Raw genomic sequence first — 16,563 nt, 5'->3', positions numbered from 1 at the left:
GTGCATGTCTATCACGGCGAAATCCGTTTACCGTGACACGGGAAACTTTTTCCGTAATCAATTCATTACCATCTTGCTGGTATCGTTGTTGTGCGCGTTTATCACAGTGGTGTTAGGGCATGCCTTTTCTCCCACCGACGCACAAATTGCGCAACTCAGTGAAGGCGATCAGTTAACCAGCAGCGTGGGATTGTTCGATCTGGTGCAAAACATGACCCCGGAGCAACAGCAAATTTTGCTACGCGCTTCCGCGGCGTCGACGTTTTCCGGTCTGATTGGTAATGCCATCCTCGCCGGGGGTATTATCCTGATGATTCAGCTGATTTCAGCCGGTCATCGGGTCAGCGCGTTACGCGCCATCGGTGCCAGCGCGCCGGTTTTGCCGAAGCTGTTTATTCTGATTTTTCTGACTACTCTGCTGGTGCAAATCGGTATTATGCTGGTTGTGGTACCCGGTATTCTGCTGGCTATCCTGCTGGCACTTGCACCGGTGATGTTAGTACAGGACAAAATGGGTGTCTTTGCCGCGATGCGCAACAGTATGCGTCTGGCGTGGTCGAATATGCGCCTGGTTGCACCAGCAGTGATCGGTTGGCTGCTGGCAAAAACGTTGTTGTTGCTTTTTGCGCCAAGTTTTGCGGTACTTACGCCAAATGTCGGCGCGGTATTGGCGAATACGCTGAGCAATATGATCTCCGCCGTATTGCTGATCTATTTGTTCCGCCTGTACATGCTAATTCGCCAATAAACCCTGAACGCATTCCGGGCTAGTCCCCGGTGCTTTTGATGACGGAATCGAAGAATGAAGCAGTTTCTTGATTTTTTACCGCTGGTTGTCTTTTTTGCTTTTTATAAGCTCTATGACATCTACGCGGCGACCTCGGCGCTGATTGTTGCGACGGCTGTGGTTTTGATTTACAGCTGGGTCCGCTATCGCAAGGTCGAGAAGATGGCATTGATCACTTTTGTTCTGGTAGCCGTGTTCGGTGGCCTGACCATCTTCTTCCACAATGATGAATTCATTAAGTGGAAAGTAACGGTGATTTACGGGCTGTTTGCCGGTGCGCTGCTGGTTAGCCAATGGGTAATGAAAAAGCCGCTGATTCAGCGCATGTTAGGTAAAGAGCTGAGCTTGCCACAGCCGGTTTGGACAAAACTTAACTTCGCCTGGGCCGTCTTCTTTATCCTGTGCGGTCTGGCGAATATCTATATCGCGTTTTGGCTACCGCAGAATATTTGGGTCAACTTTAAAGTGTTCGGCCTGACCGCCCTGACTTTACTATTTACGTTACTGAGCGGAGTCTATATTTACCGCCACCTTCCGCAGGAAGATAAATCGTAATAAATGCTCGCCAGATCTCCGGATCTGGCGAATTTTTATCCCTTCGCGTTCCTTGTTGCCATCAACCTGGCTTACTTCCGCCTCGCAGGCCGCATCCCCTCTGTTCTCAGCGCGTAAATTCTAGTAGCATCGCGCCTGTAATCTTTCTCTATAGTCGGTTCTACAATGACAACAACGAATAACACTCCCCAGGGCGAACTGGTTTTACGCACTCTGGCTATGCCTGCCGATACCAACGCGAACGGTGATATTTTTGGTGGCTGGCTGATGTCACAAATGGATATAGGTGGCGCTATTCAGGCCAAAGAGATCGCACATGGTCGCGTGGTAACGGTGCGGGTTGAAGGAATGAGCTTTTTGCGCCCGGTTGCCGTGGGCGATGTGGTTTGTTGCTATGCGCGCTGCGTGAAACGCGGGACGACCTCGATCAGCATTAATATTGAAGTCTGGGTGAAGAAAGTCGCTTCAGAACCTATCGGTCAGCGTTATAAAGCTACCGAAGCCCTGTTTATCTACGTTGCCGTTGATAAAGACGGTAAACCGCGGCCGATTCCCTCCCTGGCCTGATAGCACGCGCAAGCATCGCCATCCGGCAATCATTCTGCCGGATTTGGCGGCGTAACGCCAAATCCGGCCTGATGCTTACTCGATCTGTGTTGTGCCGTTCAGGCGGAAAACAATATTCACCACCAGCCCGGAGCCTGGCTTACCGGCTTCATAACGCCATCTGCGCATCGCATTTTTCACTTCACGCTCAAACATATTCGCAGGCTGTGCGGACAGAACTTCCACATTTTCAACCCGGCCATCCGAGGTCACGTCAAATTTGACCTTCACACGGCCTTCAATGCGTAATGCCTGTGCACGTGCCGGATATTGAGGCTGATTACGACTTAAGGCTCGCGGACCCGATGGTACGCTCACCGCCGGTTTAGTGGTTGCCGGAGCGGTACTGGTTGTTGGACGCGCAGGCGCCGTATTTTCAAACGGGGACGTCGGACGCGGCTCTGCTGGTTTAACATCACGCTTCGGCTGCTCTTCCACCTTTTTCACCGGTTTTGGCTTCGGCTTAGGTTTCGGCTTCGGTTTCTCAATCACTACCGGCGCTTCTTTTGGCGGTTCGGGGATCGGTTCTGGCTCCGGTTCAGGCTCGACGACGGGTTCCGGCGGCGGCTGAACGGCCTGAGGCGGTTCAAGATCGGCAGGCGCAACCATCGTAACGGAGATCGGCTGCGCTGGCGCAGGCAGTTCAATAACCTGATGTACCGAGGTATACAGCAAACCTGCCACTACAGCACCATGAATGCCGACAGAAAGTAACGTAGGCCAGGGAAAGCGACGAGGTAAATCAAGGGTCATTGAAGTCATAATCGTTTCAGTAAAAAAACCAGGCCCTGATTTTAAATGCAAATAGCAATCATATTCAATAAGACCGTGAAGCTAACTGGCATTTAAAACGCGATTTTATGATAAAAAACCATTTTCAAAGTATGGCCTTAACATATTAGTTATCTTTCCGTTGCAGTTACCAGGCCTTTCCAATAACGTAAATATGACCTTTTACCGTTCAAGGAGCTCTACCCGTGCTGTACGTTATTTACGCTCAAGATATCGCAGACTCTCTCGAAAAACGTCTTTCCGTACGCCCTGCTCATCTGGCTCGTCTGCAACTCCTTCATGACGAAGGCCGTTTGCTCACGGCGGGTCCTATGCCAGCGGTTGACAGTAACGATCCGGGCGCCGCAGGCTTTACCGGCTCAACGGTGATTGCAGAATTTGAATCTTTAGAAGCCGCGCAGGCGTGGGCGGAAGCCGATCCCTACGTGGCGGCAGGTGTTTACGCGCAGGTTTCAGTAAAACCGTACAAAAAAGTATTTTAAAAACAAAACGAAAAGCAGACATTGGGCACCGACAGCGGTGCCCTTTTGAGATCAGATGTTGTGGATCGCAAACAGCAACGAGTTACGTTGATGGTTGAGAATACACTTTCTGATGGTATGGATACGCATATTACGGCGCGATTGTCCTTCAAGCCAACGTGCTTTACGGCGGCTAGCCTGACGCAGCATCCGCCAGCGTCCCACTTCCGTTCTACTACGCTTCATGTTTACTACTCTTTCAGTCACTGAGCGGCCATTATAACGCCACACCGAATGCAGACCAGTGGTTTTCCCGTGTTTTTATTTGCCAGATTAATCCTGATGCGTAAACTCTTAACAATACGCTTTCAAAAGGATTTTTAAATTTATGACAACCTTCTACACCGTGGTGAGTTGGCTGGTCATTCTGGGTTACTGGGTACTCATTGCTGGCGTAACATTACGCATTCTAATGAAACGACGCGCAGTGCCCTCCGCAATGGCCTGGCTTTTGATCATCTATATTCTGCCATTGGTAGGGATCATTGCTTATCTTTCCTTCGGTGAGCTCCACCTGGGTAAACGTCGCGCCGAACGCGCCCGGGCAATGTGGCCGTCAACGGCCAAGTGGCTGAACGATCTTAAAGCCTGTAAGCATATTTTTGCGCAGGAAAACAGCAGCGTCGCGTCATCCTTATTTAAGCTGTGCGAGCGTCGTCAGGGAATCGCTGGCGTTAAAGGGAATCAATTGCAGTTGCTCACCAGTTCAGAGGACGTGATGCAGGCATTGATCCGTGATATTCAACTGGCGCGTCACAACATCGAGATGGTGTTCTACATCTGGCAACCGGGCGGTATGGCCGATCAGGTCGCTGAGTCATTAATGGCTGCCGCAAGGCGTGGAATTCACTGTCGCCTGATGCTGGACTCCGCGGGTAGCGTGGCGTTCTTTCGCAGCCCATGGGCGGCGATGATGCGTAACGCGGGTATCGAGGTTGTTGAAGCGCTGAAAGTAAACCTGATGCGTGTATTTTTACGCCGTATGGACCTGCGTCAGCACCGCAAAATGATCATGATCGATAACTATATTGCTTATACCGGCAGCATGAACATGGTCGATCCCCGTTTCTTCAAACAAGATGCCGGCGTCGGGCAATGGGTGGATTTGATGGCGAGAATGGAAGGCCCGGTAGCCACCGCTATGGGTATTGTCTATTCCTGCGACTGGGAAATTGAGACCGGCAAGCGCATTCTGCCCCCGCCGCCAGACGTCAATATCATGCCGTTTGAGCAGGCCAGCGGCCACACCATTCACACAATCGCTTCGGGACCTGGTTTCCCTGAAGATTTGATTCATCAGGCGCTGTTAACCGCAGCTTATTCGGCGCGTGAATATTTAATTATGACCACGCCCTACTTCGTTCCCAGCGACGATCTGCTGCACGCGATCTGTACAGCGGCGCAGCGCGGGGTCGACGTCAGTATTATTCTTCCACGCAAGAATGATTCCCTGCTGGTTGGCTGGGCAAGCCGGGCCTTTTTCACTGAGTTGCTGGCGGCTGGCGTTAAAATCTATCAGTTCGAAGGTGGCTTACTGCACACCAAGAGCGTACTGGTCGATGGCGAGCTGAGCCTGGTCGGTACCGTTAACCTGGATATGCGCAGTCTGTGGCTCAATTTTGAAATCACGCTGGTCATTGATGATGCCGGATTCGGTGGCGATCTCGCGGCAGTACAGGATGATTATATTTCGCGTTCCCGTCTGCTTGATGCCCGTTTGTGGGTAAAACGACCACTCTGGCAGCGGATCGCTGAGCGACTGTTTTACTTCTTTAGTCCGTTGCTGTAAAACGTGCCCATCAGACAGTAAACAGGTAGTCATTATGGATATGGATTTGAACAATCGCCTGACTGAAGACGAAACGCTTGAGCAGGCTTACGATATTTTTCTCGAACTGGCTGCGGACAACCTGGATCCAGCCGACATCATTCTGTTCAATTTACAGTTTGAAGAGCGCGGTGGTGCCGAGTTATTCGACCCGGCAGAAGACTGGCAGGAGCATGTTGATTTTGACCTGAACCCTGACTTCTTTGCCGAAGTAGTGATTGGTCTGGCAGATACAGAAGACGGCGAGATTAACGATATTTTTGCGCGCGTTTTATTATGTCGCGAAAAAGATCACAAACTCTGCCATATTCTCTGGCGCGAGTAACAAACAAAAAAGCTGCTCTCGCAGCTTTTTTCATTTTTATCCCGGCAGTTTACTTCCGCAGCGGTTACAAAACTGCGCACTATGTTCATGCTGCGCCTGCTGACACTGCGGGCATCTACGCTGATATCCTCGCTGTTGGAACGCACTGCTCATGTGTGTGGTTATCAATCCGGTCGGTATCGCAATCACAGAGTATCCAATCAGGATAAGCACTGACGCCACCATGCGTCCCAACGGCGTGTGCGGTGTAATGTCACCGTAGCCGACAGTGGTGACCGTAACAATTGCCCAATACACAGACGCATTCAGCGTAGTAAAGCCATATTTGGGCCCTTCTATCAGATACATCATCGCGCCGAAAACAACCATCAGAATGGCAATAAAGGAATAGAACAACATCAGTTGATGACGGGCGCTTTTTAACGCATTCCAGAACACTCGCAGAGAAGGCATAAAACGCAGCAGCTTGAGAATACGCAAGACGCGCAGGACACGCATCGCTCGCCAGGCGAAGACATAGCTCAAACTGATTTCAGGCCATAGCCACATCACGTACAGCGGTAGAATGGTGGCCAGATCGATAATCCCCCAGAAGCTAAACACATATTTAGCGGGATTGGCCCAACTGCATAAGCGAAGAAAATATTCGAGGGTAAAGACCAGAGTAATAAAGATCTCCAGCCAGACAAAAATGCGCCATTCCTCAAAGGTTAAATGGTATTGCGTCCCGACGCCGGACTCAATGAAGATAACAATAACGCTGAGCAAGGCGAACAGCGCGCACATACCTTCAAAGCGACGCCCTGAACGGGTGTTTAAATCGAATAATTTGCGATAGAGCGCGCGGCGGACAGAAGAGACTAAACCTGACACATATACCTCACCAAAAAGAAGGGCTGACCTTTGTCAGCCCTCAGGATTATAGCGGGTCTACTTTCAGGCAGGAAACTGCGTGGCGGAAACTTCCTTCGAGAACCGGGCGGGTTTTTGCGCATTCCGGTCCGGCAATCGGGCAGCGCGTACGGAACACGCAGCCGGAAGGAGGATTAATCGGCGACGGCAATTCGCCTTCCAGCAACTGGATAACCTTGTTCCTTTCCTGATCCGGGTCGGGAATCGGCACTGCAGACATCAACGCTTTGGTATAAGGGTGCAGCGGATTATGGTACACCTCATCATAAGTCCCTAATTCCACCGCGTGTCCGAGATACATGACCAGCACGCGATCGGAGATATGTTTCACCACCGCCAGGTCGTGAGCAATAAAGATTAACGATAATCCCATTTCACGCTGGAGCTGTTGTAACAGGTTCACCACCTGGGCCTGAATGGATACGTCCAGCGCCGAAACCGGTTCATCGCAAATAATCAGCTTCGGCTCGAGGATCAGCGCACGGGCAATACCAATACGCTGACACTGACCGCCTGAAAATTCATGCGGGTAGCGGTTAATCAGATTTGGCAGCAACCCCACCTTCATCATCATCGCCTTCACACGGTCGCGGACTTCCTGACCAGACAGGTTCGGATGATAAGTCCGCAGCGGTTCGGCAATGATTTCACCGATGGTCATGCGCGGATTCAGTGATGCCAGCGGATCCTGGAAAATCATCTGAATATCGCTACGCACTTCCCGCCACTCATCGGGTTTCATGCCCAGTAAATCTTTACCCAGCCAGGCGACTTTTCCATCGGTGGCTTTCACCAGGCCAATAATCGCACGGGCAAAAGTCGATTTTCCACAGCCTGATTCGCCGACCACGCCCAGGGTTTCACCTTCATACAGTCGCAGAGTCACGCCATCAACCGCTTTCAGGGTTTTAGACGGCTGCCAGAACCACTGCTTGCCGTCTTTAATGTCGAAATGGACTTTAAGATCGGCAATTTCAAGGAGCACTTTTCGTTGTTCGGTGACCGCATTCATACCAGTTCCTCCACCGGTTTAAAGCAGGCGCGCAGGCGGCCCGGACTAAACTCTTCCAGTGGCGGAGCACTGCTACAGATTTCCATCGCATGCGGGCAACGCGGCTGGAATGGACAGCCTTTTGGTAGACGCAACAGGTTCGGCGGGTTGCCCGGGATAGTCAGCATCTCTTCCCCTTCGGCATCCAGACGAGGTACGGCATTCAGCAAACCAATCGAATACGGATGAACGGGCTTATAAAAGACATCTCGTGCACTGCCATATTCCATGGTACGTCCGGCGTACATCACCAAAACTTTATCGCAAATACCGGCAACTACTCCCAGATCGTGGGTGATCATGATAATCGCAGTGTTGAATTCGCTTTTCAGTTCATTCAGCAGGGTCATGATTTGCGCCTGTACCGTAACATCGAGCGCGGTAGTCGGCTCATCGGCTATCAGTAATTTAGGCCTGCACAACAGCGCCATGGCGATCATCACGCGCTGACGCATCCCGCCGGAGAATTCATGCGGATACATTTTCATACGCTTACGCGCTTCCGGCATTTTCACCGCATCCAGCATTCTGACCGATTCTTCAAAGGCTTCCGCTTTGCTCATGCCTTTATGCAGCATGAGAACTTCCATCAACTGCTCGCCGACTCGCATGTACGGATTGAGAGAGGTCATCGGGTCCTGGAAAATCATCGAGATTTGCTCGGCGCGCAGTTTGTTCAACTCTCGTTCCGGTAAATTCAGAATTTCACGTCCGTTGAAAGTTGCAGAACCTCCGATACGGCCATTTGCTGCCAGCAGGCCCATCAGGGCAAAGGCCGTTTGCGATTTACCTGAACCGGATTCCCCAACAATACCCAGCGTTTCTCCAGCTCGCAGAGAAAAGTTTAAATCGTTTACCGCAGTCACATCGCCGTCGGGGGTGGCAAACGTCACGCGCAGATCTTTAACGTTCAGCAGTGCGTTAGCCTGTTGTTGCGCGAGCGGCGCGGTTGAGGTTTCAATTACGCTCATGGCTGCACTCCTTAACGGTCTTTCGGGTCGAGGGCATCACGCAGGCCATCGCCAATAAAGTTAAAACAGAACAAAGTGACCACCAGGAATCCTGCCGGGAACAGCAGCAGCCATGGTGAGACTTCCATCGAGTTGGCACCATCACTCAGCAACGCCCCCCAGCTACTTAACGGCTCCTGCGTCCCTAATCCCAAAAAGCTCAGGAAGGATTCAAACAGGATCATGCTGGGCACCAGCAACGAAGCGTACACCACCACCACGCCCAGCACGTTCGGCACAATATGACGGATAACGATGCGCACGGTAGATACCCCACCCACTTGCGCTGCTTCAATAAACTCTTTGCGCTTAAGACTCAGCGTTTGCCCACGCACGATACGCGCCATATCCAGCCAGGATACCATCCCAATAGCGACAAAAATCAGCAGGATATTTTGCCCAAAGAAGGTGACCAGCAGAATCACGAAGAACATGAACGGGAAGGAGTTGAGGATTTCCAGCAGACGCATCATCACCGAGTCGATTTTACCGCCGAGGTAGCCCGACAGAGAACCGTATAGCGTGCCGACAACTACCGCGACCAACGCCGCGGCAATGCCGACCATCAACGAGATGCGACCGCCAATCGCCACACGAACCAGCAGGTCTCGACCTGACGAGTCGGTGCCGAAATAGTGTCCAGATTCTGTATCCGGCGCGCTGGACATCATGCCCCAGTCGGTATCGAAGTAGGTAAACTGCGACAGCATCGGCGCCAGCGTCACAAACAGCGCAATAATCACCAGCACGACCAGGCTTGCTACCGCCGCGCGGTTATGCATAAAGCGTCGACGCGCGTCCTGCCACAGACTGCGGCCCTCGACCTCCAGCTTTTCACTGAAATTTTCCAGCGCTTCGCTGTTTTTCTTACTTAACATCATAGCGAGCTCCAGTATCAGTAACGAATTTTCGGGTCGATAACGGCATACAGCACGTCAACAATCGCGTTAAACACGATGGTCAGCGTGCCTACCAGTATGGTGAGGCTCAGGACCAGCGAATAGTCGCGGTTTAACGCGCCATTGACGAACAGCTGGCCAATGCCCGGCAAACCATAGATGGTTTCAATAACCATCGAACCGGTAATAATGCCGACAAATGCTGGTCCCATATAGGACAGCACAGGCAACAGCGCAGGTTTTAACGCATGGCGGAAAATAATCCGCCGCATCGGCAACCCTTTAGCGCGCGCGGTACGAATAAAGTTAGAGTGCAGCACTTCAATCATCGAACCGCGGGTAATACGGGCGATACTGGCGATATAAGCCAGTGACAAGGCCACCATCGGCAGGATCATAAATTTCAACGCCCCGCCGTTCCAGCCGCCTCCGGGCAGCCATTTCAAGGTTATGGCAAATATCATGACCAATAAGGGAGCGACCACGAAACTGGGGATAACCACTCCGGTCATTGCCACCCCCATCACCGTGTAGTCCCAACGCGTATTTTGTTTCAGCGCGGCTATCACCCCAGCGCTAACGCCAACGAGGACCGCCAGAATAAAGGCCGCAGCTCCCAGCTTCGCAGAAACCGGAAAGCTCGAGGCCACGAGGTCGTTTACCGTATAGTCTTTATATTTAAAAGATGGCCCAAAATCGCCATGCGCCAGCTGCTTGAGGTAGCTGAAGTACTGCGTCGAGATAGGATCGTTAAGATGATATTTCGCTTCGATATTAGCCAGTACCTCTGGCGGTAACGCGCGTTCCCCGGTGAATGGACTTCCCGGCGCAAGGCGCATCATAAAGAATGAAATCGTAATAAGTATAAACAGCGTCGGAATCGCTTCCAGACAGCGACGTAATATAAATTTTAACATTGCCCGTACCTTCTGGCGTGTGCCTTTACACCTCTTCTACCCCGACGTTCAGGTAAAGCGGTGTTAATAGTTCGAAGAAAAAAGACACTGTGGGGCAAAATGATTGCCCCACGTCTTGCCATTAATGCTTGATAATATACAAGTCTTTAACGTGGATATTATCCATCGGGTCTTTACCGGAGTATCCGCCAACCCATGGTTTCACCAGGCGGGCGTTAACATAGTAATAAACCGGTACAATCGCAGAATCTTTATCCAGTTGCTGTTCCGCTTTCGAATACAGTTCGCTGCGCTGCGCTTCATCAGTCACTTTCAGCGTATCCGCAATCAGCTTATCAAACGCCGGGCTCTTATAGTGGACGGTGTTGTTGGAGCTGTCAGACAGTACCATATTCAGGAAGGATGTTGGTTCGTTGTAATCCGCACACCAGCCCGCACGCGAAACATCATAGTTACCCTGATGGCGCGTATCGAGGAACGTTTTCCATTCCTGGTTTTCCAGCTTCACGTTGGCGCCCAGATTTTTCTTCCAGATAGATGCCGCAGCGATGGCCAGCTTTTTATGCAGATCTGAGGTGTTATACAGCAGGTCAAAGGTCAACGGTTTTTCAGCGGTATACCCGGCTTCAGCCAGCAGTTTTTTCGCTTCTTCATTACGTTTTTCCTGAGACCATTTGAACCACTCAGGTTCAACCAGTTTCGCGCCATCGGTGTAAGGAGGGGTAAAGCTATACGCCGGCAGGTCCCCCTGGTTTTTAACTTTGTTGACGATAATGTCACGATCCAACGCCAGTTTCAGGGCGGTACGAACACGAACATCGTTGAACGGTGCTTTCTGGTTGTTGATTTCGTAATAATAGGTGCACAGATACGGGTCAACGTGAACTTCGTTCGGGATCTCTTTTTTCAGTTTCTGGAATAACTCGATCGGCATGTTGTTATAGGTCATGTCGATTTCGCCGCTGCGATAGCGGTTAACGTCAGTCACTTCAGAAGAAATTGGCAGGTAGGTAACCTGGTTAATAACCGTTTTGGCGTTGTCCCAGTAGTTGGTGTTACGCTCAAGTACAATGCGCTCGTTGACCACCCAGTCTTTCAGCTTATAGGCGCCGTTGGTAACGATGTTAGCGGGCTGGGTCCATTTCTCACCGTATTTTTCAACCGCTGCTTTAGGAACCGGAGAAACGGATGAGTGCACAAGCAATTTGTAGAAATAAGGAACAGGCTCGCTCAGGGTGACTTCAAATGTATGATCGTCGAGAGCTTTGACACCGAGATCGGTGATCGGCTTTTTGCCGGCGATAATATCGTCAATATTGACAATGTGACCGTACTGTAAATAACTGGCGTACGGTGACGCGGTATTTGGATTAGCCAGGCGTTGCCAGCTATACACGAAATCTTGCGCGGTAACAGGCGTGCCGTCAGACCATTTAGCGTCTTTACGCAGATGGAATGTCCACACCTTAAAGTCTTTATTTTCCCACTTTTCAGCCACGCCAGGCGATGGTTTGCCATCGACATCGCTGATTAATAAACCTTCAAACAGGTCACGGTTGATATTGGATTCAGGTACACCTTCGATTTTATGTGGATCGAGTGACTGAACTTCCGAACCGTTATTACGCACCAGAGTCTGCTTTTCAGCAAGCTGCACACCGGCTGGTACAACTGCCGCCGTAGCAACATTCCCAGCGATTAGCGCAGTTAGGATCCCCGCAGCTACTAAACTTTTTTTAGTGATGTTAGTCATTGTGTTTGTACTCCCTCATTATTATGGCTGGTTTTTTAACCAGACTGTTAATTCTGTCAGGATCCCTGTACGGCACCGGAGATTTTCTGCCGTCAGGTAGTTTCTTGTTTTACTGCTTGCTATCACCGACTTTATTTATTTCTGGCGATTCGTATGACCGCCTTGCGTCGATTGCCTACGTGCCTCCCCTGCCGGAAACACGTTATTACCCTGTTGAGAGAAATTAATTGAAAATGATTCTCATCAACGTGAATTCTTCTGCATAATACCTGGCCGGAAAGTATCAAATGCGTTTCTTAACCGCCAATACATTTTACAAATTTGTTAACCAATTCTCTTTTATTGGAAATAAATCTCACTAAAAAAGTCTTACGAATGAAAGATTGTGACAATAAAGCGATAAAAATCAATATATTGCACCACGCGCAGTGTTAACCCCCCAGTCCTGTGTCAACACCACGCCAAAATGCACATAAATTTAACAATTGGTTATTAATTAGCACATTCATCTAAAAAAAACGCTGAAATAACTAATAACATTTCGATAATCCTTCAGCAAGCCCCAGAGTATGATGTTAATAAAATAACAGTGACGTCGGGATCCCTCTGGTGGCCTACTGAGCGTTATATCTATAAAATCAATGAATAAATTAATGAATGGCCATCAGAATTTTTTATATTTCTATGCTGATTTTCAACTTTAGTGAGAAGTTTTACTAATAACGAAAGGAAACGGAGCCGAAAGAGGCTCCGTTGATGCCGAAGAGGAATATCAGGCAAGTAAACCGGGGAAAATGGACTTGATTCCAGTCACAATGAATTCGATCCCTAAGGCCATTAACAACAACCCCATAATACGCGTAATGACGTTGATACCGGTTTGGCCCAGCAGCCGTACCAGCCACGGTGCCATGCGGAACAGTCCCCAACAGCACAGGGCAAACAACGCAATCGCCACAAAAAAACCAAACAGGTTAATCGCACTGTGATAGCGCGTACCCCAAACAATAGTTGAGCTTATCGCCCCCGGCCCCGCCATTAACGGCAATGCCAGCGGCACTACGCCGATACTTTCGCGGATTGCTGTTTCTGATTTTTCCTGTTTGTTTTGCTTATCTTCGCCCAGTTTTCCGCTAATCATCGACATTGCGATAGTCACCACCAGAATGCCGCCGGCAATCCTGAACGAATCTATCGAGATACCGAAGAGCTGCAGAATACCGTCACCAAGGAACAGCGAGGTCCACAGGATGATGGCAACCGACAGGTTTGCCGTAAGGTTGGTTTTATTTCGCGCAGCAGCCGTTTGATAGCTGGTCATACTGATAAAGACTGGGATGATCCCGACCGGGTTAACCAATGCGAATAACCCAATGAAAAATTTAAAATAGACAGGAAAATCAAATAGCGTTTGGATCACGGTTAGCTCCGAAGCGTTAGCCGGATAAAATGAGTCATAAAAATTGATAAAATCCGCGCTGAAGATACGCCTTTTGTCAGCATACTTCACCTTCTATCTGTGTATATCTACGTAAATACACTTCCAATACTTGGTGTTATTAATATGTATTAAATATGCTAATGTTAATAGCATTCACCCCATCAATTCATTAACACTTACCGATAAACGCTAAAAGGGCCTGCTGAAAGGTGTCAGCTTTGCGAAATTTTGATCCAGATCACGCAATTACTACTCAGAAGTGAGTAATCTTGCTTACGCCACCTGGAGGTAGCGCGTTAGAATTAAGTGGCGCTAGCGTATAAGCTCTTTTAGTAAATCAAGGTAAAGTGGACGTTAATTAACCGTTTGATTTTCAAAACGTTACACAAATTTTCGTCGATCTGTCTATACTCTCGTATCGAGCAGATGATTTACTAAAAAAGTTTAACATTATCAGGAGAGCATTATGGCTGTTACTAATGTCGCTGAACTTAACGCACTTGTAGAGCGCGTAAAAAAAGCCCAGCGTGAATATGCCAGTTTCACTCAAGAACAGGTTGACAAAATCTTCCGTGCCGCCGCTCTGGCTGCCGCAGACGCTCGAATCCCTCTCGCGAAAATGGCCGTTGCCGAATCTGGCATGGGCATCGTCGAAGATAAAGTGATTAAAAACCACTTTGCTTCCGAATACATTTATAACGCATATAAAGACGAAAAAACCTGTGGTGTGCTGGCTGAAGACCACACTTTCGGTACCATTACCATCGCTGAACCGATTGGTATCATCTGCGGTATCGTTCCAACCACTAACCCGACTTCTACTGCAATCTTCAAATCACTGATCAGCCTGAAGACGCGTAACGCCATCATCTTCTCTCCGCATCCGCGTGCTAAAGATGCCACTAACAAAGCTGCTGATATCGTTCTGCAGGCAGCAATTGCTGCTGGCGCACCGAAAGATCTGATCGGCTGGATCGATCAACCTTCCGTAGAACTGTCAAACGCGCTGATGCACCACCCGGACATCAACCTGATCCTTGCGACCGGTGGTCCAGGCATGGTTAAAGCAGCATACAGCTCCGGTAAACCGGCAATCGGTGTAGGCGCAGGTAACACCCCTGTGGTTATCGATGAAACCGCTGATATCAAACGTGCTGTTGCATCTGTTCTGATGTCTAAAACCTTCGATAACGGCGTAATTTGTGCTTCTGAACAGTCCGTTGTCGTTGTTGACTCTGTATACGACGCAGTACGTGAGCGTTTCGCGACTCACGGTGGCTACATGCTGCAAGGCAAAGAGCTGAAAGCCGTTCAGGACGTTATCCTGAAAAATGGCGCGCTGAACGCGGCTATCGTTGGTCAGCCGGCATACAAAATTGCTGAACTGGCAGGCTTCTCCGTACCAGAAACCACTAAGATTCTGATCGGTGAAGTGACAGTTGTTGACGAAAGCGAACCGTTCGCTCACGAAAAATTGTCTCCTACGCTGGCAATGTACCGTGCGAAAGACTTCGAAGACGCCGTTATTAAAGCTGAAAAACTGGTTGCGATGGGTGGTATCGGTCATACCTCTTGCCTGTACACCGACCAGGACAACCAGCCAGAACGTGTTGCTTACTTCGGTCAGATGATGAAAACCGCACGTATCCTGATTAACACCCCAGCTTCTCAGGGTGGTATCGGTGACCTGTACAACTTTAAACTCGCGCCTTCCCTGACTCTGGGTTGTGGTTCCTGGGGTGGTAACTCCATCTCTGAAAACGTTGGTCCTAAGCACCTGATCAACAAGAAAACCGTTGCTAAGCGAGCTGAAAACATGTTGTGGCACAAACTTCCGAAATCTATCTACTTCCGTCGTGGCTCTCTGCCAATCGCACTGGATGAAGTGATTACCGATGGTCACAAACGTGCGCTGATCGTGACCGACCGCTTCCTGTTTAACAATGGCTATGCTGACCAGATCACCTCCGTGCTGAAAGCTGCTGGCGTTGAAACCGAAGTGTTCTTTGAAGTTGAAGCTGACCCAACTCTGACCGTTGTACGCAAAGGTGCTGAGCTGGCTAACTCCTTTAAACCAGACGTGATCATCGCGCTGGGTGGCGGTTCCCCGATGGACGCCGCGAAAATCATGTGGGTTATGTACGAACACCCAGAAACCCACTTCGAAGAACTGGCACTGCGCTTTATGGACATCCGTAAACGTATCTACAAGTTCCCGAAAATGGGCGTAAAAGCGAAGATGGTTGCCGTCACCACCACTTCTGGTACCGGTTCTGAAGTTACTCCGTTTGCGGTTGTTACTGACGATGCAACTGGTCAGAAATACCCGCTGGCAGACTATGCGCTGACTCCGGATATGGCGATTGTTGATGCCAACCTGGTGATGGATATGCCTAAGTCCCTGTGTGCGTTCGGTGGTCTGGATGCCGTCACTCACGCCCTGGAAGCTTACGTATCCGTGCTGGCTTCTGAGTTCTCCGACGGTCAGGCTCTGCAAGCGCTGAAACTGCTGAAAGAAAACCTGCCAGCGTCCTACCACGAAGGTTCTAAGAACCCGGTAGCGCGTGAGCGTGTACACAGTGCAGCAACCATCGCCGGTATTGCATTTGCTAACGCCTTCCTGGGTGTATGTCACTCAATGGCGCACAAGCTGGGTTCTCAGTTCCACATTCCTCACGGTCTGGCGAACGCCCTGCTGATCAGCAACGTTATTCGTTATAACGCGAACGACAACCCGACTAAACAGACTGCATTCAGCCAGTACGACCGTCCGCAGGCTCGTCGTCGCTACGCTGAAATCGCAGACCATCTGGGTCTGAGCGCACCGGGCGACCGTACTGCTGCAAAAATCCAGAAACTGCTGGGCTGGCTTGACGAAATCAAAGCTGAACTGGGTATTCCTAAGTCTATCCGTGAAGCTGGCGTTCAGGAAGCTGACTTCCTGGCACACGTGGACAAACTGTCTGAAGATGCGTTTGATGACCAGTGTACTGGTGCTAACCCGCGTTACCCGCTGATTTCTGAACTGAAACAGATCCTGATGGATACCTACTACGGTCGTGAATACAGCGAAGATCAAACCGCCGTTAAGACTGAAGCAGTAGCAGCGCCGAAAGCTGAGAAAAAAGCGAAGAAATCCGCTTAATTCATCCAGATAAGTTTTAGT

General features: G+C 49.9%; 16 protein-coding genes. 7 read left to right on the top strand and 9 right to left on the bottom strand.

Annotation, left to right across the window (positions count from 1 at the left end; translation table 11 throughout):
- Positions 1-4: 4 nt before the first annotated feature.
- The 3 genes from GFC06_RS14990 (at position 5) to yciA (ending at position 1,909) form a co-directional block, all read left to right on the top strand.
- On the top strand, positions 5-748 hold the full coding sequence (locus GFC06_RS14990) for a YciC family protein (RefSeq protein ID WP_016153264.1): 744 nt from the start codon (positions 5-7) through the stop codon (positions 746-748).
- A gap of 54 nt (positions 749-802) precedes the next feature.
- Entirely contained in the window at positions 803-1,342 is a 540-nt protein-coding gene (locus GFC06_RS14985; RefSeq protein ID WP_016153265.1) for a septation protein A, read from the top strand.
- 165 nt (positions 1,343-1,507) lie between these two features.
- A complete protein-coding gene (gene yciA, locus GFC06_RS14980; protein WP_016153266.1) occupies positions 1,508-1,909 on the top strand; it encodes an acyl-CoA thioester hydrolase YciA in 402 nt (133 codons plus the stop codon).
- Between the two features lie 75 nt (positions 1,910-1,984).
- Here yciA and tonB read toward each other — a convergent pair whose 3' ends face one another.
- Entirely contained in the window at positions 1,985-2,701 is a 717-nt protein-coding gene (gene tonB, locus GFC06_RS14975; RefSeq protein ID WP_049282557.1) for a TonB system transport protein TonB, read from the bottom strand.
- 224 nt (positions 2,702-2,925) lie between these two features.
- On the opposite strand from tonB, the gene GFC06_RS14970 reads away from it, so the two are divergent.
- On the top strand, positions 2,926-3,222 hold the full coding sequence (locus GFC06_RS14970) for a YciI family protein (RefSeq protein WP_003020675.1): 297 nt from the start codon (positions 2,926-2,928) through the stop codon (positions 3,220-3,222).
- Positions 3,223-3,273: 51 nt separating this feature from the next.
- Here the strand turns inward: GFC06_RS14970 and GFC06_RS14965 are convergent, their stop codons facing one another.
- Positions 3,274-3,447, bottom strand: a complete 174-nt coding sequence (locus tag GFC06_RS14965) for a YciY family protein (RefSeq protein ID WP_016153268.1) — start codon at positions 3,445-3,447, stop codon at positions 3,274-3,276.
- 142 nt (positions 3,448-3,589) lie between these two features.
- Between GFC06_RS14965 and cls the strand changes: the two genes are divergently transcribed.
- Both cls and GFC06_RS14955 read left to right on the top strand, forming a co-directional pair.
- Positions 3,590-5,050: a cardiolipin synthase gene (cls, locus tag GFC06_RS14960; protein WP_016156727.1), complete on the top strand. Its 1,461-nt coding sequence runs from the start codon at positions 3,590-3,592 to the stop codon at positions 5,048-5,050.
- 34 nt (positions 5,051-5,084) lie between these two features.
- Complete coding sequence (locus tag GFC06_RS14955; RefSeq protein WP_003020691.1) at positions 5,085-5,414, top strand: HI1450 family dsDNA-mimic protein; 330 nt, start codon at positions 5,085-5,087, stop codon at positions 5,412-5,414.
- 36 nt (positions 5,415-5,450) lie between these two features.
- Here the strand turns inward: GFC06_RS14955 and GFC06_RS14950 are convergent, their stop codons facing one another.
- The 7 genes from GFC06_RS14950 to ychE all read right to left on the bottom strand — a co-directional run bounded on the left by GFC06_RS14950 (position 5,451) and on the right by ychE (position 13,376).
- Complete coding sequence (locus GFC06_RS14950; protein WP_049269434.1) at positions 5,451-6,287, bottom strand: ion transporter; 837 nt, start codon at positions 6,285-6,287, stop codon at positions 5,451-5,453.
- Between the two features lie 46 nt (positions 6,288-6,333).
- Positions 6,334-7,338, bottom strand: coding sequence for a murein tripeptide/oligopeptide ABC transporter ATP-binding protein OppF (gene oppF / locus GFC06_RS14945; RefSeq protein WP_016156729.1), 1,005 nt, complete (start codon positions 7,336-7,338; stop codon positions 6,334-6,336).
- The gene (gene oppD, locus GFC06_RS14940) at positions 7,335-8,348 is read right to left on the bottom strand and encodes a murein tripeptide/oligopeptide ABC transporter ATP-binding protein OppD (protein ID WP_003833364.1); all 1,014 of its coding nucleotides are present in this window, start codon (positions 8,346-8,348) and stop codon (positions 7,335-7,337) included. The genes oppF and oppD overlap by 4 nt, the downstream gene beginning before the upstream one ends.
- Positions 8,349-8,359: 11 nt before the next feature.
- Positions 8,360-9,268: an oligopeptide ABC transporter permease OppC gene (gene oppC / locus GFC06_RS14935; RefSeq protein WP_003020701.1), complete on the bottom strand. Its 909-nt coding sequence runs from the start codon at positions 9,266-9,268 to the stop codon at positions 8,360-8,362.
- A gap of 14 nt (positions 9,269-9,282) precedes the next feature.
- Positions 9,283-10,203 (bottom strand): oligopeptide ABC transporter permease OppB, encoded by a 921-nt coding sequence (gene oppB / locus GFC06_RS14930; protein ID WP_003020708.1) that lies wholly within the window; start codon positions 10,201-10,203, stop codon positions 9,283-9,285.
- Positions 10,204-10,324: 121 nt separating this feature from the next.
- The gene (gene oppA / locus GFC06_RS14925; protein ID WP_016153271.1) at positions 10,325-11,956 is read right to left on the bottom strand and encodes an oligopeptide ABC transporter substrate-binding protein OppA; all 1,632 of its coding nucleotides are present in this window, start codon (positions 11,954-11,956) and stop codon (positions 10,325-10,327) included.
- 772 nt (positions 11,957-12,728) lie between these two features.
- Positions 12,729-13,376, bottom strand: a complete 648-nt coding sequence (ychE, locus tag GFC06_RS14920) for an NAAT family transporter YchE (RefSeq protein ID WP_003020714.1) — start codon at positions 13,374-13,376, stop codon at positions 12,729-12,731.
- 487 nt (positions 13,377-13,863) lie between these two features.
- On the opposite strand from ychE, the gene adhE reads away from it, so the two are divergent.
- Positions 13,864-16,542 (top strand): bifunctional acetaldehyde-CoA/alcohol dehydrogenase, encoded by a 2,679-nt coding sequence (gene adhE / locus GFC06_RS14915; RefSeq protein WP_016153272.1) that lies wholly within the window; start codon positions 13,864-13,866, stop codon positions 16,540-16,542.
- Positions 16,543-16,563 lie beyond the last annotated feature (21 nt).

Source organism: Citrobacter braakii, from assembly GCF_009648935.1.
In the GTDB taxonomy this organism is placed as follows: Bacteria; Pseudomonadota; Gammaproteobacteria; order Enterobacterales; family Enterobacteriaceae; genus Citrobacter; species Citrobacter braakii.
The sequence above is the reverse complement of the archived record's forward strand: the minus strand, read 5'-3'. Positions and strand labels throughout refer to the sequence as shown.